Origin of the sequence: Serratia sp. 3ACOL1, assembly GCF_003668775.1 — a bacterium.
Lineage (GTDB): Bacteria > Pseudomonadota > Gammaproteobacteria > Enterobacterales > Enterobacteriaceae > Chania > Chania fonticola.
On sequence record NZ_CP033055.1, the window covers coordinates 3,282,318 to 3,303,863 of the forward strand.

20 protein-coding genes and 1 pseudogene are annotated in these 21,546 nt (G+C 56.0%); 8 read left to right on the plus strand and 13 right to left on the minus strand.

What is annotated here, in order from left to right:
• Positions 1-480: 480 nt before the first annotated feature.
• Positions 481-1,500: an HTH-type transcriptional regulator GalR gene (galR, locus tag D9980_RS14785; RefSeq protein WP_024485039.1), complete on the plus strand. Its 1,020-nt coding sequence runs from the start codon at positions 481-483 to the stop codon at positions 1,498-1,500.
• Here galR and D9980_RS14790 read toward each other — a convergent pair.
• Entirely contained in the window at positions 1,497-1,952 is a 456-nt protein-coding gene (locus D9980_RS14790) for a GNAT family N-acetyltransferase (protein ID WP_121609029.1), read from the minus strand. The two genes, galR and D9980_RS14790, sit on opposite strands and share 4 nt — an antisense overlap.
• A 181-nt stretch (positions 1,953-2,133) precedes the next feature.
• Between D9980_RS14790 and D9980_RS14795 the strand changes: the two genes are divergently transcribed.
• Positions 2,134-3,144 carry a LacI family DNA-binding transcriptional regulator gene (locus D9980_RS14795; RefSeq protein WP_121607689.1) on the plus strand — a complete coding sequence of 337 codons (1,011 nt, stop codon included), beginning with the start codon at positions 2,134-2,136 and terminating at the stop codon, positions 3,142-3,144.
• Positions 3,145-3,151: 7 nt separating this feature from the next.
• Here D9980_RS14795 and lysA read toward each other — a convergent pair whose 3' ends face one another.
• Complete coding sequence (gene lysA / locus D9980_RS14800) at positions 3,152-4,408, minus strand: diaminopimelate decarboxylase (protein ID WP_121607690.1); 1,257 nt, start codon at positions 4,406-4,408, stop codon at positions 3,152-3,154.
• Positions 4,409-4,530: 122 nt separating this feature from the next.
• Between lysA and D9980_RS14805 the strand changes: the two genes are divergently transcribed.
• Positions 4,531-5,454, plus strand: a complete 924-nt coding sequence (locus tag D9980_RS14805; protein ID WP_121607691.1) for a LysR family transcriptional regulator — start codon at positions 4,531-4,533, stop codon at positions 5,452-5,454.
• On the opposite strand, the gene D9980_RS14810 is transcribed toward D9980_RS14805, so the two are convergent.
• The gene (locus D9980_RS14810; protein ID WP_121607692.1) at positions 5,451-6,359 is read right to left on the minus strand and encodes a LysR family transcriptional regulator; all 909 of its coding nucleotides are present in this window, start codon (positions 6,357-6,359) and stop codon (positions 5,451-5,453) included. The two genes, D9980_RS14805 and D9980_RS14810, sit on opposite strands and share 4 nt — an antisense overlap.
• A gap of 109 nt (positions 6,360-6,468) precedes the next feature.
• On the opposite strand from D9980_RS14810, the gene D9980_RS14815 reads away from it, so the two are divergent.
• The 3 genes from D9980_RS14815 (at position 6,469) to D9980_RS14825 (ending at position 9,981) form a co-directional block, all read left to right on the plus strand.
• Entirely contained in the window at positions 6,469-7,353 is an 885-nt protein-coding gene (locus D9980_RS14815) for an MBL fold metallo-hydrolase (protein WP_121607693.1), read from the plus strand.
• Between the two features lie 18 nt (positions 7,354-7,371).
• Positions 7,372-8,010, plus strand: a complete 639-nt coding sequence (locus D9980_RS14820) for a DsbA family protein (RefSeq protein ID WP_121607694.1) — start codon at positions 7,372-7,374, stop codon at positions 8,008-8,010.
• 237 nt (positions 8,011-8,247) lie between these two features.
• Complete coding sequence (locus D9980_RS14825; protein WP_121609030.1) at positions 8,248-9,981, plus strand: ABC transporter ATP-binding protein/permease; 1,734 nt, start codon at positions 8,248-8,250, stop codon at positions 9,979-9,981.
• A 50-nt stretch (positions 9,982-10,031) separates the two neighbouring features.
• Here the strand turns inward: D9980_RS14825 and agaF are convergent, their stop codons facing one another.
• The 6 genes from agaF to agaR are packed head-to-tail and all read right to left on the minus strand — an operon-like array spanning position 10,032 to position 14,712.
• Positions 10,032-10,466, minus strand: coding sequence for a PTS galactosamine/N-acetylgalactosamine transporter subunit IIA (gene agaF, locus D9980_RS14830; protein ID WP_121607695.1), 435 nt, complete (start codon positions 10,464-10,466; stop codon positions 10,032-10,034).
• Positions 10,467-10,476: 10 nt separating this feature from the next.
• Entirely contained in the window at positions 10,477-11,370 is an 894-nt protein-coding gene (locus tag D9980_RS14835; RefSeq protein ID WP_121607696.1) for a PTS system mannose/fructose/sorbose family transporter subunit IID, read from the minus strand.
• Complete coding sequence (gene agaW, locus D9980_RS14840; protein ID WP_024485028.1) at positions 11,360-12,139, minus strand: PTS N-acetylgalactosamine transporter subunit IIC; 780 nt, start codon at positions 12,137-12,139, stop codon at positions 11,360-11,362. Before agaW ends, D9980_RS14835 begins: the two co-directional genes overlap by 11 nt.
• A gap of 14 nt (positions 12,140-12,153) precedes the next feature.
• Positions 12,154-12,630 carry a PTS N-acetylgalactosamine transporter subunit IIB gene (gene agaV / locus D9980_RS14845; protein WP_121607697.1) on the minus strand — a complete coding sequence of 159 codons (477 nt, stop codon included), beginning with the start codon at positions 12,628-12,630 and terminating at the stop codon, positions 12,154-12,156.
• A gap of 1 nt (position 12,631) precedes the next feature.
• Positions 12,632-13,915 (minus strand): D-tagatose-bisphosphate aldolase, class II, non-catalytic subunit, encoded by a 1,284-nt coding sequence (locus tag D9980_RS14850; RefSeq protein ID WP_121607698.1) that lies wholly within the window; start codon positions 13,913-13,915, stop codon positions 12,632-12,634.
• 20 nt (positions 13,916-13,935) lie between these two features.
• On the minus strand, positions 13,936-14,712 hold the full coding sequence (gene agaR / locus D9980_RS14855) for a transcriptional repressor AgaR (protein WP_121607699.1): 777 nt from the start codon (positions 14,710-14,712) through the stop codon (positions 13,936-13,938).
• Positions 14,713-15,408: 696 nt separating this feature from the next.
• Here agaR and D9980_RS14860 point away from each other — a divergent pair.
• Positions 15,409-16,622: pseudogene (locus tag D9980_RS14860) on the plus strand (CynX/NimT family MFS transporter).
• Here D9980_RS14860 and D9980_RS26690 read toward each other — a convergent pair.
• Together D9980_RS26690 and D9980_RS14865 are read right to left on the minus strand one after the other, a co-directional pair.
• On the minus strand, positions 16,581-16,763 hold the full coding sequence (locus D9980_RS26690; RefSeq protein WP_162304266.1) for a hypothetical protein: 183 nt from the start codon (positions 16,761-16,763) through the stop codon (positions 16,581-16,583). The pseudogene D9980_RS14860 and the gene D9980_RS26690 sit on opposite strands and share 42 nt — an antisense overlap.
• Positions 16,764-16,989: 226 nt before the next feature.
• Positions 16,990-18,642: a multidrug ABC transporter permease/ATP-binding protein gene (locus tag D9980_RS14865; RefSeq protein WP_121607700.1), complete on the minus strand. Its 1,653-nt coding sequence runs from the start codon at positions 18,640-18,642 to the stop codon at positions 16,990-16,992.
• 511 nt (positions 18,643-19,153) lie between these two features.
• Between D9980_RS14865 and D9980_RS14870 the strand changes: the two genes are divergently transcribed.
• On the plus strand, positions 19,154-19,705 hold the full coding sequence (locus tag D9980_RS14870) for a tyrosine-type DNA invertase (RefSeq protein ID WP_021179844.1): 552 nt from the start codon (positions 19,154-19,156) through the stop codon (positions 19,703-19,705).
• Positions 19,706-20,017: 312 nt separating this feature from the next.
• Here the strand turns inward: D9980_RS14870 and D9980_RS14875 are convergent, their stop codons facing one another.
• Both D9980_RS14875 and D9980_RS14880 read right to left on the minus strand, forming a co-directional pair.
• The gene (locus D9980_RS14875) at positions 20,018-20,686 is read right to left on the minus strand and encodes a response regulator transcription factor (protein WP_121607701.1); all 669 of its coding nucleotides are present in this window, start codon (positions 20,684-20,686) and stop codon (positions 20,018-20,020) included.
• A gap of 66 nt (positions 20,687-20,752) precedes the next feature.
• Positions 20,753-21,346, minus strand: coding sequence for a response regulator transcription factor (locus D9980_RS14880; RefSeq protein ID WP_237734020.1), 594 nt, complete (start codon positions 21,344-21,346; stop codon positions 20,753-20,755).
• Positions 21,347-21,546 lie beyond the last annotated feature (200 nt).

Here is a 21,546-nt window from a genome sequence, read left to right on the forward strand (position 1 = left end):
TCCCTCGGGGTTGATGGCCTTAAAAATTGTCTGAGGGAAGAATACTATACGGCAGGCAAAAAAAAACCTACGCATCCGCGTAGGTTGGTGCAATTGAAAATGGCTTCAACATACAGAGTATGTCGATTGCTCACCAATCAATACCTCTGGGACAGTCAATTTACCCCGCCACGCCAAACTCTCGCCAGCGGCCAATCGCAACAGTCAGGCGCAAAGTGTAACCAGCGATGTAGTTTTGCCTTTGATAGACATGGTTATTCTTGTTACTTGCTCAATAGCCATACCATGCAATGTAAGGGCGCTGCGCCCGCTTAACCGCATGCAGCCCCCGTTAACCCGGGATCCGCTTGGGGCGAAAAGGTGAATTTAAAAACCATAAATGCAACGCTCACCACAAGTTAACGATACAAGCCCTTGCGGCGCGCGATTTTTTCCGCAAAACTGAGGAATGTAAGCGATTACCCAGGAAGTGTTGCAGATATGGCCACGATTAAGGATGTTGCCAGGCTGGCGGGTGTTTCCGTCGCCACGGTGTCCCGCGTAATAAATAACTCCCCGAAAGCCAGCGAAAGTTCACGGACCGCCGTGCTGGCCGCCATGGAAGGATTGCAGTATCACCCCAACGCCAATGCCCGTGCGCTGGCACAACAATCCACCGAAACCCTGGGCCTGATTGTCTCTGACGTTTCCGATCCCTTCTTTGGTGCCATGGTAAAAGCCGTGGAGCAGGTGGCCTACGCCACGCATAATTTTCTGCTGATTGGTAACGGTTACCACAATGCCGAAAAAGAACGCCAGGCCATTGAGCAACTGGTACGCCATCGCTGTGCGGCCTTGGTGGTGCATGCCAAGAAGCTGACCGACGATGAGCTGACCGTCTGGATGCGCCAGATCCCAGGCATGGTGCTGATCAACCGTACGTTGCCTGGGTTTGAGCCCCGCTGCGTAGCGCTTGACGATCGCTACGGTGCCTGGTTGGCCACCCGCCATCTGATCCAGCAGGGCCACCAGCGGATCGCCTTCATCTGCTCCAACCATCAGATTTCAGATGCTACCGATCGATTGCAGGGCTACCTGGATGCATTGGAAGAACACGGTATTGCGGTGGATGAGAAGCTGGTTGCCTACGGCAAGCCGGATGAGATTGGCGGCGAGCAGGCCATGACCGAGTTGCTGGGCCGTGGTAAGCAGTTCACCGCCATCACCTGCTATAACGATCCGATGGCCGCCGGGGCGCTTTCGGTGCTCAGTGATAACAGTGTGGACGTTCCAGGCCAGATTTCGCTGATTGGTTTTGACGACGTGCTGATTTCGCGCTATCTGCGCCCACGCCTGACCACTATCCGCTACCCGGTGGTGGCGATGGCGACGCAAGCAGCTGAGCTGGCATTAGCGTTGGCCAACAACCAGCCGCTACCGGAGATCACCAATATGTTCAGCCCGACGCTGGTACGCCGCCATTCGGTCGCCAGCATCAATAACGCTTTCGAGCAAAACTAATCTAGCAGGCGGTGGTAGAGGCGCACGGGGCGATCCGGGTACTCCAGCGCCTCGCCGATGTGCTGCCAACCATGACGTTCGTAATAACCGCTAAACTCGGCATACAGATACAGCTCCTTGTACCCGGCCCGGCGGCTGTACTCCTGCACATATTGCTGGAGCTGCAACCCCAGCCCGCTGCCGCGCTGGCTCTCTTCAACGTAAAGCGCGGCCAACCACGGCGTTAAATCCTGGCGACTGATCAAATCACAGCGCCACAGCCCTACGGTGCCTACCGGCTTGTCATCCAACAGGGCGATAAAGGTGATCGGTAAACCTTGATGCCGCAGGCTGCTGGCCACCACGCTGGCAAAGAATTCCCGGCTGTTTTCGCTGCCAAACGCCTGCCACTGCCAATCGATAACCTGTTGTTGATGCTGCGGATAGTCCGCCAGATGCACAATACGAAACACGCTAATCCCCTCTGAAAAACACCTTAATGCCAGCACCGTCAGTTTACGCCAATCAATGGATAGGCGCCCCAACAACATAGGTTGCTGAATTTGTAGGGGTCGAACATGTTCGAGCCGATCTAACCCTATGCTAGACTCTGCACTATTTACCGCAGCGGACGTTAAAAGAGGGTAGCCATTGATGATCACCATGTTGGATGTTTCCATGCGCGCAGGGGTGTCCAAAGCCACGGTTTCCCGCGTTTTAAATGGCACCGGCCAGGTGAAGAAGAGCACGCGTGATGCGGTGTTCAAGGCAATGGATGAACTGGGCTACCGGCCAAACTTTCTCGCCCAATCGCTGGCCAATAAAAGCTCCAACAGCATTGGGCTGGTAGTGTCCAATTTTGATGGCCCCTACTTTGGTCGTTTGCTGCGCCAGGCCGCCAAACTGGTCGAGGCCAGCGGTAAGCACCTGATCGTCACCGATGGCCACGACACGCCAGAAGATGAATTACAGGCGGTACGGCTGCTGGCGGATCGCCGTTGCGACGCGATTATCCTCTACACCCGCTTTATGAGCGAAAGCGCCCTGATGGAGTTGCTGGAAGACCTGCCGGTTCCGGTGATGGTCATTAACCGCGATCTGCCGCAGGCCCGTGAACGCTGCGTGTTCTTCGAACAGCAACAGGCCGCCTTCAACGTAGTGGATTATCTGATCCGTCAAGGACACCGGGAGATCGCCTGCATCACCGGGCCGATCGATACACCCACCGCCCAATCCCGCTTGGCGGGTTATCGTCAGGCGTTGGAACACCACCAGGTTGCGTTCAATGATGCCTTGATCAACAACGGTGATAGCAGCGTACCTGGCGGATACTTAAGCTGTAAGGCCCTGCTGGCTAGCGGCAACTCATTCAGCGCGCTGTTTGCCAGCAACGATGATATGGCTATCGGCGCGATGAAGGCCCTGCACCAGGCTGGCAAACGCCTGCCTGAGGACGTTTCGCTGTTTGGTTTCGACGATGAGCCAAGCGCCGCCTATCTGCAACCGGCGTTGTCCACCGTCTACCTGCCGATCGACGCGATGATCGAAGCGGCGATAGCCCAAGCCCTGCGTCTGATTAACGGCGAAGCGCTACAACCGCTAACGCCGTTTGTCGGGGAGTTAAAACTGCGCGAGTCCGTGGTACCTGGCCCCTACGCGCGTTAATTTCAACTTAAACCAGCTCCAGCCCGATCAATTCGTCAATCGTCTGGCGGCGACGGATCAGCCGAGGTTCACCGTTTTCAAACAACACTTCCGGCAGCAGCGGGCGGCTGTTGTAGTTGGAGGACATCGACGAGCCATAGGCCCCGGTGTCATGGAATACCAGATAATCCCCGACCCGCACCTGCGGCAACGGACGGGTTTCAATACCGCCACCCGCTTGCTGGGTAAACACATCACCTGACTCACACAGCGGCCCGGCAATCACGGTGTCTTGCAGCGGTTGGTTATCAGTATTGCGGCCGTCGGCAGGCAGCAGGGAGATATGGTGATAGCTGCCGTACATCGCCGGACGCATCAGATCGTTGAACCCAGCATCCACTAGGACAAAGTGACGGCTGCCCATCTGTTTTACCGAACGTACTTCGGCCACCAGCACGCCTGCTTCGGCCATCAGGAAACGCCCCGGCTCGATTTCCAACTTCACCGGATGGCCCAGATGTGCGGCAACTCGCTCACGTGCACGGTTCCACAGGCCGTAATAGTGTTCGGTATTGATCGCCTCTTCCCCTTGCTGATAAGGGATAGAAAGGCCGCCACCGGCGGAAATCGCCGTGATGTCCTGCCCCAGAGCAATCACCTGCTGCACCATGGCGTCACACACGCGTTCCAGATGCTGATAATCCACCCCGGAACCGATGTGCATATGCAGCCCGATCAGTTTCAGGCCGTATTGCTGCACCTTGGCGACCGCCTGCGGCAGATCGGCGTACCAGATACCGTGCTTGCTGTTTTCACCGCCGGTATTGGTTTTCTGGCTATGGCCGTGGCCAAAACCAGGGTTGATACGTAGCCACACCGGATGCCCGGCAGACACCTGGCCAAGCTGTTCCAACATATCGATAGAACCGGCGTTGACCGGGATTTTCAATTCGCTGACGCGCGCCAGCGTAGCGTGATCCAGCACGTCGGCGGTAAACACGATATCTTCGCCGCCCGGCTCAAAACCGGCTTTTAACGCGCGCTCGATTTCCCCCAGCGACACCGAATCCACCTTGACGCCCTGCTCGCGCATCAGGCGCAGAATATGGATATTCGAGCAGGCTTTCTGGGCAAAACGGATCACATCAAAATGCTGTAACTGGCTGATACGCTGGCTGATGATATCCGCATCATAGGCCCAGACTGGGCAACCAAAACGTGGGGGCAGCGCCAGCAGATTGGCGGCGTTCAGGGCGGTAGAGGTGTCGTTCAAGGCGCGTGGCATGGTTCGGTTCCCATAATCAAATTTTCCACCATCATGCCGCAGCGGCCTCGGTGTGAAAAATATCTATTTCGCCATAGTCTATTCATTTATGATATGGCTTTCCCTCTCCGTGGAGTGTCGCCATGTACGCTATTACCCTGCGCCAGATTGAGATTTTCCACGCGGTGATGACCACCGGCAATCTGACCGAAGCGGCGGCGCTGCTGCAAACTTCACAACCGACCGTCAGCCGCGAACTGGCCCGCTTCGAGAAGCTGATCCAACTGCAACTGTTCGATCGCGTGCGTGGTCGTCTTTACCCCACGGTGCAAGGCTTGCGGCTGTTTGAAGAAGTGCAGCGCTCTTATTACGGCCTGGATCGCATCAAAAATGCGGCCGCCGGTATCCGGCAATTCCAGCAGGCGCAGCTTTCCATTGCCTGTCTGCCGGTGTTTTCCCAATCGCTGCTGCCTGCCGTGTGCAAACCTTTTGTCGATCGTTATCCGGAAGTGAGCTTCAGCGTGATCCCGCAGGAGTCACCGTTGCTGGAAGAGTGGCTTTCGGCACAGCGCCACGATCTGGGCCTGACGGAGAATACCCTGACGCCCGCAGGCACCGAGCGCATGACGCTGATGACGATGAATGAAGTGTGTGTGCTGCCTGCCGGGCACCCAATGCTTGCGAAAAGCACGCTGACGCCGCAGGACTTCAACGCAGAAAACTTTATCAGCCTGTCGAGCACCGACAGCTATCGGCAACTGCTGGATGCGCTGTTCCATGAACAAGGCATCGAGCGCCGGATGGTGATGGAGACCCACAGCGCCGCTTCGGTGTGTGCGATGGTCAAGGCCGGGGTGGGCATCTCGATCGTCAACCCGCTGACTGCGTTGGATTACGCCAATAATGGCGTTCATGTGCGGCCCTTCAGCGTCGAGGTGCCGTTTACCGTGAGCCTGATCCGCCCGCTGCACCGCCCCTCTTCCGCGCTGGTCAACGCCTTCGTGCAGCACTTGCAACAGCAGGCGCAACAGTTGCCTGCCCGCCTGGCTTCGGTGATCCAACGCTAGCGCAGCGTGGCACGCCAGCCAGGATCGGTGGCAAACCATTCCACCAGGAAGTCCAGCATGGTACGCAACGTGGCGGGCATTTGGCGGCGCGAGGTGTAGATGCCGTAGATCCCCATCGTCTGTGACAGATACCCCGGTAACAGTTCCACCAACTCCCCCTTTGCCAACAATGGCGCAGCGGAATAGTAAGGCTGCATGGAGATCCCCGCCCCTTGCAGCGTTCCTGCCAATAGCACCACCGACTCGTTGGCGCTGAGGTTGCCACTGACCGCCACCGCCGACTTCACGCCTTGCTCATCAAAGTGCCACAGGCTTTTACCAAAGTAGGAATAGGTGAGGCAGTTGTGCAGAGCTAAATCTTGCGGGTGACGCGGGGTACCATGAGCGGCCAGATAGGCTGGAGACGCACAGATCACCGAAGCGCAGTTGGAAAGCGGCCGGGCAATCAGATTGGGATCCAGTTCATTGGTGATGCGTAGTGCCAGATCGATCCGCTCCTCCACCAGATTGACCGCCCGGTTATTCATTTGCAGATCCACCGCCACCTGAGGATGGCGCTTCAGGTACTGCGCCACCGCCCCCACCAGCGCCGTTTGGCCAAGCGATTGCGAACAGGTGATTCGTAGCAGGCCACGTACATCGTCACTCTGCTCGTTTTCCACCAGATCGATATCTTTCGCTACCGCCAGCATTTGGCGGCAGCGCTCCAGGGTGCGTTCCCCGGCATCGGTCAGGCTGAGCCTGCGCGTAGTACGGTGCAACAACCGCGCCCCGGCCCACTGTTCCATTTGTGCCAGATAGCGCGTCACCATAGCCCGCGACATCGCCAGGGTATCCGCTGCCGCAATCATGCTGCCGCGTTCGACGATAGTGACAAAAACCTCTGCGGCGGTAATGCGATCCATGATTCGCTCGATTTACGCAATGAATAATTGCTTATTATCCGGTTTTTCTCCCGTTCTATGCAACCTATCATCTGGCCAACGATAACAAACACCCAAAAGGCACCTGCACATGTTTAAGAAATCATTACTGACCCTGGCCGTAACAGGCTTCGTTTCATTCAGCACCTTCGCCAATGCGGCTAATACGTTGACCCTGGAAGTGTACAACCCAGGCGAAAAGAGCGTATTCCCGGTCTCTTCCGAGATTGTCAGCGGCCCACACGAAGTGGCGCTGATCGATGCCCAATTCCAGCGTAACGACGCGCAGGAGCTGGTGAAAAAGATCAAGGCTACCGGTAAGAAGCTGACCACGGTCTATATCAGCCATTCGGATCCGGATTTCTATTTCGGGTTGGACGTGATCAAAGCCGCCTTCCCAGAGGCAAACATCATTGCTTCACCGGAAACGATCAAAGCGATCAATGCGACCCAGGCAGGTAAACTTGCCTATTGGGGGCCGATCCTGAAGGAGAATGCGCCGCAGACCGTGATCGTACCGCAACCGTTGCAGGGCAGCAGCTTTAGCATTGATGGCCAGCAGGTCGAAGTGAAAGGCCTCAATGGCCCAACGCCGGATCGCACCTTTGTGTGGATCCCATCGTTGAAAGCCGTGGTGGGTGGCGTGCCGGTAGCCGGTGACAATATTCATCCGTGGATTGCGGATAATCAGACTGTCGAGTCACGTGCGCATTGGCAGCAAACGCTGGAAAGCATCAAGGCGCTGAAACCGCAGGTAGTGGTTCCGGGGCACTTCCTGCCAGGAGCGGCACAAACGCTGGAGTCGGTGACCTTTACCCACAATTATCTGACCACGCTGGAAAGCGAGTTGCCAAAAACCAAGAACTCCGCTGAACTGATCGCGGCCATGCAGCAGCACTATCCAAAACTGCAAGATGGTTCTAGCCTGGAACTGAGCGCCAAGGTGCTGAAAGGCGAAATGAAGTGGCCGCAGTAAAACGGTAGGAGCAAAAACATGACGACCCTGCATTACATTTTCGATCCGCTGTGCGGCTGGTGCTACGGAGCGGCACCGCTGGCCAAGGCCGCGCAGGCTATTCCGGGCCTGACCGTTGCCCTGCACGCCGGTGGCATGATGACCGGCAATGCCCGCCGAACCATCAACGAGGAATGGCGCAATTACGTGATGCCCCATGATAAGCGGATTGCCGAGCTAACCGGCCAGCTCTTCGGCGACGGTTACTTCAACGGCCTACTGCGTGACACCACGGCTGTGATGGACTCTGAGCCACCGATCGTTGCGATCCTGGCCGCTGAACAGCTCGCCGGACGAGGCCTGGATATGCTGCACCGCATTCAGGAAGCCCACTACCGGGAAGGACGACGTATTGCCGATACGCCGGTGTTGGAAGCGCTGGCGAATGAGCTGGGCCTGGATCCTGCTGCCTTTATTGCCGAGATGCGTTTGAGCAGCGGCGCACCAACGGCACAGCATATTGCCGACAGCCGCGCACTGCTCGCCAAAGTCCGTGGGCATGGCTTCCCAACCTTTGCCCTGGAGGATAATCAAGGGCGGCTATCCCAGATCCCCGTGCAGGAGTATTTGGGGAATGTTGAAGGCTGGAAAGCCTTGCTGAAAGATGCCGTGAAATAAATCTGTCGGGGCGAGCACATGTTCGCCCCGAACATAGTTGTAACAATTTCATTTTGTGTTGTGATTTGCCGCCGCGCCAAAGACGCCCTCGCCTCACGCTACTCAACGTTACTTGCGCTCGTTTTATCTCCGCTGTATTGCAAATAATGAGCCACGTCAAAACTGCTTACATGTGGCGGTTTGTTTGTTACCAGCCTCGTGCCCATGCTAGAAGAAAACGATACCTTCTGGATTTGTATGAACACGAGCACTACACAAAAACGGGCCGTCTGGCAGTTGATCAAACCCTTTTGGGTTTCGGAAGAAAAATGGCGCGCCTGGGCGATGCTGATCGCCATCGTGGGCCTATCTCTGGGGCTGGTTTATATCAGCGTGCTGATCAACCAGTGGAACCAAGTGTTCTACGATGCCCTGCAGAATAAGAACTACCCGGTATTCAAAGCCCAGCTGTGGCGCTTTACCTATCTGGCGTTGGCTTTCATCGTGCTGGCGGTCTACAAGATCTATCTGACCCAGGGCCTACAGATGCGCTGGCGGCGCTGGATGACGGAAAAATTTATGGGCAAGTGGCTGGCACATCAGGCCTATTACCATACCGAACAGCAGCAGATTATCGATAACCCCGATCAGCGTATCTCCGACGATCTCAACGTCCTGACCCAGTACACCTTATCTTTGTCGCTCGGCCTGCTCTCCAGCCTGGTGACGCTCTGTTCGTTTATTACCATTCTCTGGCATATCAGCGGGCCGATGACCTTCGTGATCGCCCAACATACCATTACCCTGCCCGGCTATATGGTGTGGTTTGCCCTGCTGTACGCGGTACTAGGATCCTTGCTGATCTGGTGGGTCGGCAAGCCGCTGGTCATGCTCGGCTTTAATCAGGAACGCTATGAGGCGAACTTCCGTTTCGGGCTGATCCGTATCCGTGAAAATAACGATGCCATCGCGCTGTATCACGGTGAACCGCGAGAGAAGCAGCAGCTAAGTAACCGCTTTGAAGCCATCCGCAGCAACTGGTGGTCGATCATGCGCATCACCCGGCGGCTGAATATCGCCAGTAACTTCTACGGCCAGTTTGCCATTGTCTTTCCGCTGCTGGTGGCGGCACCACGCTATTTCTCCGGTGCGATCCAGATGGGCGGGCTGATGCAGATCTCCTCCGCGTTTGGCCAGGTGCAAGGATCGCTGTCGTGGTTTATCGACGCGTTTACCGATCTGGCTACCTGGAAAGCCTGCGTTAACCGTCTGGCTGGCTTTAACGCGGCGGTGGACGAAGTCCATAACCAAACCCGCGGTATCAGCCTGCAACAAGAAGACCACTCGCCGCTAATGCTGCGCGATGTTGGCCTGACGCTGCCCGATGGACAGCCACTGTTAAGTGCGGCAACCATGACGCTGCAACGCGGTGAGCGCGTGCTGGTCGTCGGCCCTTCTGGCTGTGGTAAATCCACGCTGTTGCGGGCCATTGCCGGGATCTGGCCTTACGGTTCCGGTGAGATCGGCCTGGATAAACATCTCACGACGCTGTTCCTGCCGCAGCGCAGCTATATCCCGATCGGTACGCTACGTGAAGCGCTGAGCTATCCGCATCAGGATAAAGACTACAGCGATGAGCAGTTGTTGAAAGTCCTGGAAAACTGTCGGCTGAAGCACCTGCAACGCTGGTTGGATACCAGCGCCAACTGGAGCCATCGCCTTTCACCGGGCGAGCAGCAGCGATTGGCGTTTGCCCGTGCGATCCTGACCCGCCCGGATGTGCTGTTCCTGGATGAAGCCACCAGCGCGTTGGATGATGAAACCGAGCAGTTGATGTATTGCCTGCTGGTTGATGAATTGCCCGAAGTCACGCTGGTCAGCGTGGCACACCGCAACAGCGTGGCGAAATATCACCAGACCTGCTGGCGTTTCAGCCGTGATGAACATGGCCCGGCCCAGATGGCACTTAGCCCGTTGCCGATACCGAGTTAGCCTCAACATACAAGGGGATTCCATTCCCATAGAGAACCGGGTCCCCTTGATTAAATCCCATCCGGCTCGGCGTTGGCGCATTTCACCTTACGCCGTTCGTGCCACAGGCTGGTCAAGCCGCGTTTGCCGCAGGCCAGCGCCATGTCGCGAAACTCGATCAGGCTCAGCCCTTCGCGCTCCAGCATCATTTCGGCAGCCAACTGCATATTCACCCCGGTCAGCACCTCACAGTTGCCATGCGCATCGGCCAACTCGCAGGCACTACGAAAAGGCGATCCCCCCAGCATATCGGTAAGAAAAACCACGCCGTCCGGCTGCGCTACCGCTTGCAGCGCGGCACTCAACGCCACTTTCAGTTCCGCCGTGCCCATATGGACAGGGAAATCCACCGCGATACAGGCGGGTTGTTCCCCCACCACCTGCTCTACCGCCTGTAGCAGGCCGCTGGCGAAACCGCCGTGGCCGGTAATGACAATTCCTGGCATGTTCTCTTCCTCACAGCAAACCGATAAATTTACCCACTACGCCAATCACCACCGTCACACCGATCAGTTTCACCGGTGAGAAACCACGCTTCATCAGGAAGAACACCAACAACGTGAAGCACAGCGGCAACAGGTTGGGCATCAACTTATCGAGCACGTCCGTTTGCAACGCGACGGTGGCCTTACCGGCATGCATGATCAGCGGCGTAGAAAGATGCACATAAGAGGCCACCAGCGCACCGATGACCGTCATGCCCACGATCGACGCCGCATGGGATATTCGTTTGGTATGGGTTTTCAACAGCGTCAGCGCACTGGTGCCCGCCTGATAGCCATAGTGTGCCAGCCCAAAGCGCAGCCCGAAGTGGAACACGTTGAACAACAGCAAGAACACTATCGGCCCAAACAGGCTGCCCTCCAGCGCCAGGGATGCCCCGATGCCCGCACAGATCGGCAACAGCGTCAGCCAGAACAGCGCATCGCCAATGCCTCCCAACGGCCCCATCAGCGCCACTTTCACCGCTCGAATGGTGGAGACTTTTTCCTTGTTTTGTTCCATCGCCAGCACCAACCCCGAAAGGAAGGTGACGTCGAAGGGATGCACGTTGATAAACTCCATATGCATCTTCATCGAATTCGCCAGATCCTGAGGATTGCGGTGGATCTTGCGCAAGCCAGGGATCAGGGTGTACAGCCAACCACCGGCCTGCATACGTTCATAGTTGAACGATGCCTGCAGCAGCAGCGAGCGCCAGGCCATGCGGTTGATATCGCTGCGCGTCAGCGCTTCTGCCGGGCGGCTACCAACGTAGTCGTCCTGCTCTACCTGGCTGGTGGCCAATGCCTGTTCCAGGCGTTTTGCGGCCTTTTGCGCCAGCAGATCGTCAGAATCATCAAATGCCATCTTCGGCGTCCTCCGGTTGAACAGGCTTTCTGGTCACGTCCGCATCTGCCCGTTGACTGTTAAAGAAATCGATCAGCGCGATCGCCAATGCCCCCAGCGCCACCGCCAGGATCGGAAGCTTAAGAAAAGTCACCGAAATAAAACCGAGGATGAAATACGCCACGTAGGTTTTCTTCATCATCACTTTCATCAGCAGTGAGAAACCGATTGCCGGCATCATGCCGCCCGCTACCGCCAGCCCATCCAGCAGCCAGGTCGGCGCTTTCTGCACCATGGCGCTGGCCGCATCGGCACCGAAGTAGATCGGCAAGAACGCCACCACAAAGTAGAAAACAAACAGAATGCTGATGCCGAGGTAGTTCACCCGCTCAACGCCGCGCCAGTTCAGTTCCTGCACCATGCGATCGCAGCGGTGCATCATGGGTGAAAACGCAGTGAACAGCAGCGTGATGCAACCCTGTACCGCTATGGCGAACGGCACCGCCACGCCAATGGCCACCTTGGGATCGGCCTTGGTGAGGATGGCAAACGCCGTGCCGACCACCCCGCCGATAACCACGTTAGGAGGCTGCGCACCAGCTAATGGCACCATGCCCATCCATACCAACTCCAGCGTCCCGCCCACCAATAAGCCGGTGGTGACATCCCCCAGGATCAGGCCAACCAGTGGCCCCATCACTACCGGGCGATGGAAGTGGGTCAGGCCATTAAACAGATCGACCCCGGCCAGCCCCGCCAGCAATGCAATCAATAACGCGTCAGTTAACATGCTTCCCCCTGCGCTCAAGCGAGCAGTTTGCCTATCGCTTCACCGGCTTCATCCGGCACCCGGCGCACCTCGCAGGCTACGCCCAACGCCGCCAGCTCACGAAAGGCGGCAATGTCATCGTCATCCACCGAGACTGTTTTGTGGATTTGCCGTTTCCCTGCGGCGAAGTGCATATTGCCGACGTTGACAAAGGTGATGGGCACCCCGCCTTGCACCAGCGTCAACACGTCCTGCGGCGTTTTGCACACCAGAAAAATCTTTTGCCGATCCGCCGCCTTATGGATCACGTCGATGGTTTTTTGCAGGGTGAAGTAACGGGTCTGCACGCCTTCCGCGACCACCATGTCCATCAGGTTTTGCTGTACCGGATCGGCGGCGGCATCATCGTTGGCCACCACCACCAAATTGGCGCCCAGCGTGTTGGTCCAGGTCACCCCGACCTGGCCATGCACCAGGCGGTTATCGATACGGGTCATCAGAATATTGGGCATATCAGCGCACCTCCGGGTAACAGGCTGAGTGGTAGTCGTCGAGCACCTGGGTAATTTTGTGGATCACCCAATCTTGCGGATCCTGGCTCAGTTCACCGGCATTCAAGGCCCGCGCCTGATCGGGTAAATACTGGCTGAGTAAGGCCAGCGGGATTGGGTTGCTCCGTAGATTGTCCATCAGCGCATCCACTGCCTGCTGAACCTGTGGCTGCGGCCAGTAATAGCGCACGCGATCGCTCAGGCTGTAGTGCCGATCCAGATACTGTTGATGCGGGCTGCCGTGATAATAGCGGCTCCACTGCTGCGGCTGTTCGCGCATCACCTGCTCAAGCGTGGCGCACAGCTGGGCCGAACGATGCTCCCCCAACCATTCACGCTCGATACGATCGAGGGCAAACAGCGCCTCACGCAGCGCAAAGGTGAGCGCCGGGCCAACTTTCAGAATGGCGAAATGGTCACGCACCAGCTGCGAATAGGCCTTGGGTGCCTGGTAATCGGTCGAATGGGCCTCATACAGCAGCCCCGGCTGGCGTTCGATAAAGCGGCTTAACTCCTGCGCCGCCTGCGGTTGGTAATGTTCGACGCTGTGATGGTCGAACTCGACGCCGGGTTGCACCACCAAGGCGATCACTCGAGACCAGGCGCTGCTCAGCTCTGCCTGCTGCCAGGCATGACGGTGCGCCTCTAACGTGACGAAGACTGCCTGTGGCGTAGTCACCTGGATGCCTTGCAGCGTTTCCTGCGCTCCACCCGGTACCGGAACTTCGGTTCCGATCACATACACCGGAGCTTCACCACCCGCTTGCTGCCAGGCTCGTTCCGCCACCGCGCACAGGCGCGCCGCACGCTGTGCCACCACTTCATCTCCCAACGGGGTAGGATCGTCAGCGCAGGACATGGAGCAGTCGAGATGGATCTTGCGAAATCCGGCGCGCACATAGTCGTCAATCAGGGTTTCGGATAGCGCCATCGCCTCTGATGCCGGGCGGTCTTGCCAGGCGTTGGGGCCAAGATGATCGCCCCCCAGCCAAATAGCGCTCCTTGGCAACCCGATATCATCCGCCATCTGCCACAGTGCATCACGAAACTGTGCGGCGGTCTGGCCGGTGTAGCCGCCAAACTGGTTAACCTGGTTTGACGTCGCCTCGATCAATACCGGTGTGCCACGTGCCTTTGCTTGCCGCAAAGCGGCCTGCAATACCCAAGGATGCGCGGAGCAAACGGAAAATATCCCCACCGGCTGGCCGGCCTTGTGCTGTGCTACCAGTTGTAACCACTGCTGCATGAATCCCCCATGAGGGCGCCCTAGTCGCGATCGGCTATCACCACATCTACGCCTAAATCGCTGAGCGCCAGCTGATAATCTTGTGGAAGACGGCTATCTGTGATCAGCCGATGAATTTGCCCGACTTCGCGGATCATGCAAAAGCTCTTGCGACCAAACTTGCTGGCATCCGCTACCGCGATAATTTCGCGCGCCACCTCGCACATCACACGATTGAGGTGTGCCTCACCGGGGTGAGGCGTAGTGATCCCCGCAACCAGATCGAAACCGTCGACGCCCAAAAATAGTTTGTCGAAGCGGTACTGGCGCAATTGCTGCTCGGCAGCCGGGCCATAGAGCGAATAAGAGTTCTGCCGGACACTTCCCCCCAACACCATCACTTCCACCCCGTCGTAACCTGAAAGCTCATAGGCAATGTTCAGCGCATTGGTCATCACCACCAGATCGCGGCGCGGTTTCAACCAGGGCACGATCTGGGCCGTGGTGGAGCCGGAGTCCAGGATCAGCGCATCACCGTCCCGCACATAGCTTGCCGCTCGGCAGGCAATCTGTGATTTCACATCGCGGTTCAAACGCCCTTTGTCATGTAACGGGCGGTCAAAGGCAAACTGCTGGTTGAGCATCGCCCCGCCATAGGCACGCAGCGCACAGCCTTTACGTTCCAGAAAGCGCAGATCGTTGCGGATCGTCACCGTGGAAACGGCAAACTGTTTGCTGAGCTGTTCCACCCGCACGCTTCCGTGCTCGCAGAGCAGATCGATGATGTGTTCACGTCGTTTAGCGGTGTTCACTGGCATGAGCAATAGGTCCTCAGGTTTCCGGTTTTGGCCGGGAGATGATGGCTTTCGCTCTACTGCGGCGGTATTACAACAAAGCGAAAGCAATGAAATTGTGATCGGGGTTACAGGGCAGTTTTAGCAGCAAATGGGGGTAAAAAGCTTTCGGATCGAAACGAAATGAAACTATTTCCTCGCCGGGCGCGAGAAAAGTGAAATCTGCCGCAGGCCGATAGGGCGGCAGGTTAAGAGTATGTGAAAAATAGCACAGTGAAAGCGGCTTTGGCGGGCAGCAGCGAAAAGGCTTTTCTTTCCTTAGGTGATCAACATCACAAAACTGTTAATTGGCTCAGTTTAGCCAACCGACACCCAGGTGGGTCACCAGACCGACAATCACCAAAATTACGATCACGGCGATGGTGTAAAGCACAATACGGCGGGGGCTGTAGAAAGAAGACATAGCGATTCCTCACAATAAGTTTACTGCCGTTACTATCCGTTATGGCGAGCAATGCTGCCAGCAATAGTTTCCCTAGCGTTGATCAAAGTCACTTGGTGGTTGCCAAGCGCGGTTTCCTTAACCTCTTGTCAGGCGAGGCGATCTTTCCTAAACTGGCACGCAGATACAGGCAGCCCTGCCAGTACGTAAGCGTTAACGTCAATCAACGCATCCCGTCGTGCAGTATTGATTGGCTGCATGCCTGATGCGAGGATCTCATGCCCCAACCCGAACCATCCGCAAATTGTGTTGTTAAACGCAGTCGTTTGACGCGTTTCTTATTGCTGGCCGGCATCATGCTGGTGGCCGCTAACCTGCGCGCCCCTTTAACCAGCGTAGGCCCGTTACTGGAACAGATCCAGCACCAGCTGATGCTTTCTGCCACCGCCGCCGGGTTACTCAACTCCCTGCCGCTGATCCTGTTTGCGGTGTTATCGCCATTAACACCGTCGCTGGCCAAGCGCATCGGGATTGAGCGCACGCTTGGGCTGGCGCTGGTGCTGCTGGTCGCCGGGATCGTGCTGCGTTCACAACCGTGGGATGGCATGCTGTGGTTGGGCACGGTGTTGATCGGCGCGGCCATCGCCTTTGCCAACGTGGTCCTACCAACGCTGGTAAAACGCGATTTTCCCCATCGGGCTGCGGTGATGATCAGTACCTATGCGGCCGTGATGTCACTGGTGGCCGCTATCGCCTCCGGCATGGCGGTGCCGTTAGCGGCATTCAACGATAACGGCTGGCGTTTTTCACTGCTGTGCTGGAGCCTGCCGGCGTTTATCGCGCTGGCGATCTGGCTACCCCAACTGAAACGCAAGCCCAACCCGGTTACCCGAACCGGCACGCCGGTGGCCGCAGAAACCTTTCGCTCCCCCTGGAGCAGCGCCCTGGGTTGGCAGGTAGCCTTGTTCATGGGGCTGCAATCCATCACCTTCTACACCATTATCGGTTGGTTCAGCGCCTTTGCCGCCAGCCACGGCACCTCACCGCAGCAGGCGGGGTTCGAGCTGTTTGTTTATCAAATCGTGGCGATCGCCGCCAACTTTGTGATGGTGTTCGCACTGCCGCGCGCGCGCGACCAGCGTGGGATCGCCCTGGTCAGTTCGCTATTGATCTTTATTGGCGTCGGCGGATTGCTGTTGCTGCCTGCCCACTCCCTGATCTGGCTGATATTTGCCGGGCTGGGGCGGGGAGTTCGTTGGTGCTGGCGCTGTCCTTCTTTGGTCTGCGCAGCCAGCACCATCATCAGGCAACGGTGCTGTCAGGGATGGCGCAGTCCATCGGCTATCTGCTGGCCGCATTGGGGCCGACCTTGTTTGGCCTGGTGCATGATTTGACGCAAGGCTGGACAGTGCCATTGACGATTTTGCTGGGGTTAACGCTGCTGCAGATGCTATTCGGCATCCTGGCCGGGCGCCGCAAGATTATCGGCTGAACCGGGCACGGCAGGATCTTCCACCAGCCAAAGATCTTCGATAAAGCGCTGTTGCCGCTCATTGAGATTCCAGGATGGCGGAAATCTTAGCGTTTCCGCTAGAGGAGCCTCTGTGGTGGGAATAAGTGATTGATTGTCCATCGGCGCGTTCCTGCTCCCCCTGACTACCGTGTTGCCCATTGAAATCGGTACCACGGGCGCAAGGCCATGTACCGTTTTCCCCTAGACACAGAGTAAATCATTGGCGGCGATTTTGATTATCGATATAAGCAATCACTCAACAAGCCCTGGCCTATGGGACGACAGATATTTCTCAACCGGCTAGCCATGTCGGGACGAACATGTGCGCCCCGACAAATTCAGCAATTCAATCAAGCTGGCTAACGGAGTCTCGGCTCGCCTGATGGCGCTCATCCCCAATCAGTTCGCTCAGATGGCCATCTCGCATTTGCAGCAGACGATCCGCATGTTCAAAGTAATGGTCGTCATGGCTGATGGCAAACACGGTTTTTCCCATTTCGCGCAGCTGAGGCAGCAACTCGCGGTAGAAAGTACGGCGGAACTGGGGATCCTGATCCGCCGCCCACTCATCCAGCAGCAAAATATCCCGTTTTTCAGCCACCGCCAACAACAGGGCCAGGCGCTTGCGCTGCCCTTGTGACAGTTGCGGATTGGTGACGCGCGTACCGTCGAACTCCAATTTGCTTTTCATTTTCAGGCGCTGCAACCAGGTTTCCACCAGTTCGGCGTCCGGTTGTTCCCCTTGCGGCCCCAACAAATGATGAAACTGGTAGAAATCCGTAAAGATGGCAGAGAACAGGCGACGATAATCCTCACGATCGGCAACCGTAATCGGTTGACCATCCAGCAGGATCTGCCCACTAACGGGCACATACAGCCCAGTGAGCAGCATGGCCAGCGTCGATTTACCGCTGCCGTTGCCGCCAATCAGGAACACCAGTTCGCCCCGCCGTAACGTCAAATTGATCGGCCCAACCGCAAACCCTGATTGCTGTTCACCCGCCGCATAGTGGAATGCCACGTCGCGCAGTTCCAGCGTTTGCCACGCGCGAGCCTGTGGAGCCGGAAATGCCGGATCATAGTCCGCCAGTTTGAGCGCCTTCACTTTATTGAAGGCCACTTCGGCCGCAATCAGCGTCGGGAATGCCCCAACCGCCTGTAATAAGGGGGTACGCAGGAACAATAAGGTCAGGGAGTAGGTCGCCGCCACCGTGGTGTTCGCCCAACCCAGGCTGTTTGCCATATAGAACACCAGGCCGATGGCGCCCAGCATCATGATATTCGACCAGTTCACGGCGCTGAGGTGGAAAGTATCTGCACGGATAATATGGTAACGGTAGTCACCGGCATCGGGCTGGTAAGCCTGCTGGAATAGCATTTTTGCCCGATCGCGGTTCAGCGCCAATTCTTTGCGCCCGTCGATCGCCGCTTGATAATGCAGATAGAGCCGCTCTTCCGCTTCGCGCACGCTGCTCAGGTGGCTATAAACCCGCGAGACCAGATACCAACTGCCCAAAATGGTGATCGTCACCCATATCGCGGTCACGCCCAGCATGGCAGGCGACAGCCAGCCCAGATAGGCAGCCGATCCCAAGGTCAGGATCACCCCCTGAACCAACTCCGGTAGGCGGACAAAAGCAATGGTGATATTGCGGATATCGCTCGACAGGCTAGCCAGCAGTGAGGCACTGCCCAGCTGCTCCAACCGTTCAATATGGGTATCCAATATGCGCTTCACCAGTTGACCACGCAGCCGGTAAACAAAATAGTGCCCTAAAGTGGTCAACGCCAACTGAGAGCCGAGCGTAACCGCCATCAACAGGGCCAACAGGCCGAGAAACTGCGGCAACACCACTAGCGGATTACCCGCCGCGCCCATCAATTGCACGTTAATAAATGCAATGATGCCAATCCCCAACGCCGCACTGGCAATGGTTAACGCCATTACCGCCAGAAACGGCCAGCGATACTGCTGGAACACCACCCGTAACAACTCCATCAGAAACCCTATTCAAAAATCATGCACTGGCGGGCATTGTAGTGGGCGAAAGCGTGATATCAATAACAATTCTCATTTTGTTAGGTGAGCAGATGCTGGCCCTGGCCTGTCCGTGCTGGCCAAACGCGGGGCGATAACTAAAGAAAATAGAGGGCAAGCAGCTGCTTATCGGGCTAAGAAATATTATTAACACAATAATAAAAATCTCAAAAACAGGCATAAACCCAAATATGTTCAAACCGTATTAGATAAACAACTAAACAGTTAGATTAGGTAAATCATTTCTAAACATACGCTTTTCAAACCCATCAAACAGGATTTCCTGATGATCAAGTGAGTTGATTTTTTCTTAATAAATAACCACTAACCCCCCTTCAAGCCTAGTAATAAGATAATGCCGCAGAATTAACCCCGCATTCACACTGCTATTTTGTTTGCTGATAAGGGTATTCAATGTTTAAATGAATAAACCACCCGCCATATTTGCTTTATTTAACTTAGGGATAAGAGAATGACAAAACGCAAATATCTCAGCCATATTGAAATTGAGAGAATGATCTCCGCCGTCCCGGACGGCGCCAACGGTTGCCGCGATCGCTGTATGCTGTTGATGTGCTTTATTCATGGGTTACGCGTCAGCGAACTACGGGGACTGCGGCTGGAGGATATTGACCTGGCCACCAACCGCTTACACGTATCCCGCCTAAAGAACGGTTTTTCGGTCCAGCATCCTATTCAAATCCGCGAACGTATCGCGCTGGGCCGCTGGCTGGCAAAGCGCCCAAGCTACCTGGAACCTGATAGCCCCTGGCTGTTTCTTTCTCGCCACGGTGGGCAAATTTCACGCCAACAACTTTACCGATTAATAAAGTCCTACGGTGAATTAGCCGGTATCGACGTCCAGGTCCATCCCCATATGCTACGCCACTCCTGCGGCTATGCCCTGGCAGATAGAGGGATCGACACCAGACTCATTCAAGATTACCTGGGCCATCGCAACATTCAGAACACCGTTATTTATACTGCCAGCAATGTTGAACGCTTTCGGGTAATACATATTTAACCCAACGCAGGCCACCGATTCAAACTGGCACCGCATTCTTTACTTCGCAAGTGTAGCTAGCTGTGCAACAGCCAATATTCTTATGTTATATATCATAGCCGATCACGATGGGATATCAGGGGCTGCCTTTATTGCCATAAGCCAAACTTGGCGGCACGATCACCCTGATACTGCCGTGATTTGGCCGCTTCGAGAATGCCGGTCTGAATATCTATGGATAGCTGGATGATCGAGGTACCGTTCCGTCAGCTCTGCGGTATGCCCCGCCATACTTGATGGCAGCACGGCGGGGCATCAAGCGATTTCCAGCCATCAATCACCGGCAAACTGCTGGCTAATGTTTTTTCTCAGCGAGAACAGCTCGCTGTCGTTTTTAACCTGCAGTTTGCGCATGGCATTACATTTGTGCGCGCTGATGGTCTTGATGCTGCGTTGTTGCAGTTCAGCAATTTCCCGCAGGCTCATCCCGTTGAACAAGAACGACAGGACATCATTTTCGCAACGGGTCAGATGATGCAGGCTTGAAACATCCTCAGGATCGCTACGCGCCAGATAAGAGCCGATCAACGGGCTTAATACGCGCTCACCGTTAAATACCCGGTGAAAGAACTCCCCGACCAGCGGTAACTCATCCCCACGGGATACCACGCTGATATTGGCCACATCAAGCAGCTTGCACAGGTCCTCCCCTGTCTGGCTGCGGGTGTAAACAATGACCCGTAACTCAGGCTGCTGCGCGCACAGATTAAGTAGAACTTCACGGCACTGCGCTATGGTTTCATTCAGTCCATTGAGTTCAGTGATGAGAATATCGACAGGTTGGTACAGCAACCTTTCGGCAACCGCAGCCATGCTGGTTTCCTGCACAATAATCTCATTGGCGACGTTAAGCGTGCCAATAAAGCAAGACAGCCCAGTAAGTGTGAGTGGGCTGCGATCCATTAACGCCAAGCCAAGCGGCTTTTGTGACAACGGTTGCATAGACGACTCCTGTATAAATATCTCGTTGATTCCATCCAGAGAATAAGTGTATAGCGGTATCAAGGGTTAGCGGGCAAACACCGGGCCGGTCTTTGCCATCCACTTGCCTTGCAAATAAAGTTCACCATCATTCTGAAAGCCCAACTTGTGCATCGCATTACGCTTGTGAGTGCTGACGGTGCGGACATCACGGTGCATCATCAACGCCGCGGTGGTCACGCTTTTGCCAGAAAACAGGTGCGTCAACACATCCAGTTCACGGGACGTCAAGGCTTTGCCAATGGCAGACTGACTGCTCAGCATTTGCCGCACCTTATGGCTATAGCTACGACAGCCCGATAAGACCTGCTTTACGCATTGCGCCAGCGCAACGCCAGGCTCCTGTTTGAGCACCAGCCCTTTGATGCCTGATGCGGTCAGCAATTGCAGCACCCGAGGATCGTCAAGAGCGGTACACACGATCATCGCCGTGGTTGGCCAATGCTCCAGGCACTGTGCAATCAGCCTTAAACCATCCAGAACCGATTCTTCTTCACCACACAGCTCCATAATCAACAGCCGGGCCGGGCGGTGGCGCATCAATCCTGGGATTTGCTCCAGATTACTGACCCGTTGTACCTCATCCGTCAGGCCACAGGACTGGGCCAAAATATTACGCATTCCGAGTGCCGTGATGGGGCAAGATTCCATTACAATCACACCGTCCCCTTTTAGCCCATAAGGACTGGGGGAATGCGCACTCCCTCTCTGATAAGTATGAACCACTGTCATATTAAACCTCCCATTTCTGCTAAATACCCTTTTTTACTTCCTTGATAAATTGGTGTGCAAAAATGTCATTCCCTCTCATCGTTATGAGG

Excerpts from the sequence above, each read along its gene's own strand:
- D9980_RS14805 (WP_121607691.1), top strand. The coding sequence starts at position 4,531 with ATGTACGCTATTACCCTGCGCCAGATTGAGATTTTCCACGCGGTGATG.
- D9980_RS14825 (WP_121609030.1), top strand. The coding sequence starts at position 8,248 with ATGAACACGAGCACTACACAAAAACGGGCCGTCTGGCAGTTGATCAAA.
- D9980_RS14810 (WP_121607692.1), bottom strand. The coding sequence starts at position 6,359 with ATGGATCGCATTACCGCCGCAGAGGTTTTTGTCACTATCGTCGAACGC.
- agaV (WP_121607697.1), bottom strand. The coding sequence starts at position 12,630 with ATGCCCAATATTCTGATGACCCGTATCGATAACCGCCTGGTGCATGGC.
- D9980_RS26690 (WP_162304266.1), bottom strand. The coding sequence starts at position 16,763 with ATGGACAATCAATCACTTATTCCCACCACAGAGGCTCCTCTAGCGGAA.
- D9980_RS14850 (WP_121607698.1), bottom strand. The coding sequence starts at position 13,915 with ATGCAGCAGTGGTTACAACTGGTAGCACAGCACAAGGCCGGCCAGCCG.
- galR (WP_024485039.1), top strand. The coding sequence starts at position 481 with ATGGCCACGATTAAGGATGTTGCCAGGCTGGCGGGTGTTTCCGTCGCC.
- D9980_RS14815 (WP_121607693.1), top strand. The coding sequence starts at position 6,469 with ATGTTTAAGAAATCATTACTGACCCTGGCCGTAACAGGCTTCGTTTCA.
- agaW (WP_024485028.1), bottom strand. The coding sequence starts at position 12,139 with ATGTTAACTGACGCGTTATTGATTGCATTGCTGGCGGGGCTGGCCGGG.
- D9980_RS14820 (WP_121607694.1), top strand. The coding sequence starts at position 7,372 with ATGACGACCCTGCATTACATTTTCGATCCGCTGTGCGGCTGGTGCTAC.
- D9980_RS14865 (WP_121607700.1), bottom strand. The coding sequence starts at position 18,642 with ATGGAGTTGTTACGGGTGGTGTTCCAGCAGTATCGCTGGCCGTTTCTG.
- D9980_RS14880 (WP_237734020.1), bottom strand. The coding sequence starts at position 21,346 with ATGCGTAATATTTTGGCCCAGTCCTGTGGCCTGACGGATGAGGTACAA.
- D9980_RS14795 (WP_121607689.1), top strand. The coding sequence starts at position 2,134 with ATGATCACCATGTTGGATGTTTCCATGCGCGCAGGGGTGTCCAAAGCC.
- agaR (WP_121607699.1), bottom strand. The coding sequence starts at position 14,712 with ATGCCAGTGAACACCGCTAAACGACGTGAACACATCATCGATCTGCTC.
- D9980_RS14835 (WP_121607696.1), bottom strand. The coding sequence starts at position 11,370 with ATGGCATTTGATGATTCTGACGATCTGCTGGCGCAAAAGGCCGCAAAA.
- D9980_RS14875 (WP_121607701.1), bottom strand. The coding sequence starts at position 20,686 with ATGCAACCGTTGTCACAAAAGCCGCTTGGCTTGGCGTTAATGGATCGC.
- agaF (WP_121607695.1), bottom strand. The coding sequence starts at position 10,466 with ATGCCAGGAATTGTCATTACCGGCCACGGCGGTTTCGCCAGCGGCCTG.
- lysA (WP_121607690.1), bottom strand. The coding sequence starts at position 4,408 with ATGCCACGCGCCTTGAACGACACCTCTACCGCCCTGAACGCCGCCAAT.
- D9980_RS14870 (WP_021179844.1), top strand. The coding sequence starts at position 19,154 with ATGACAAAACGCAAATATCTCAGCCATATTGAAATTGAGAGAATGATC.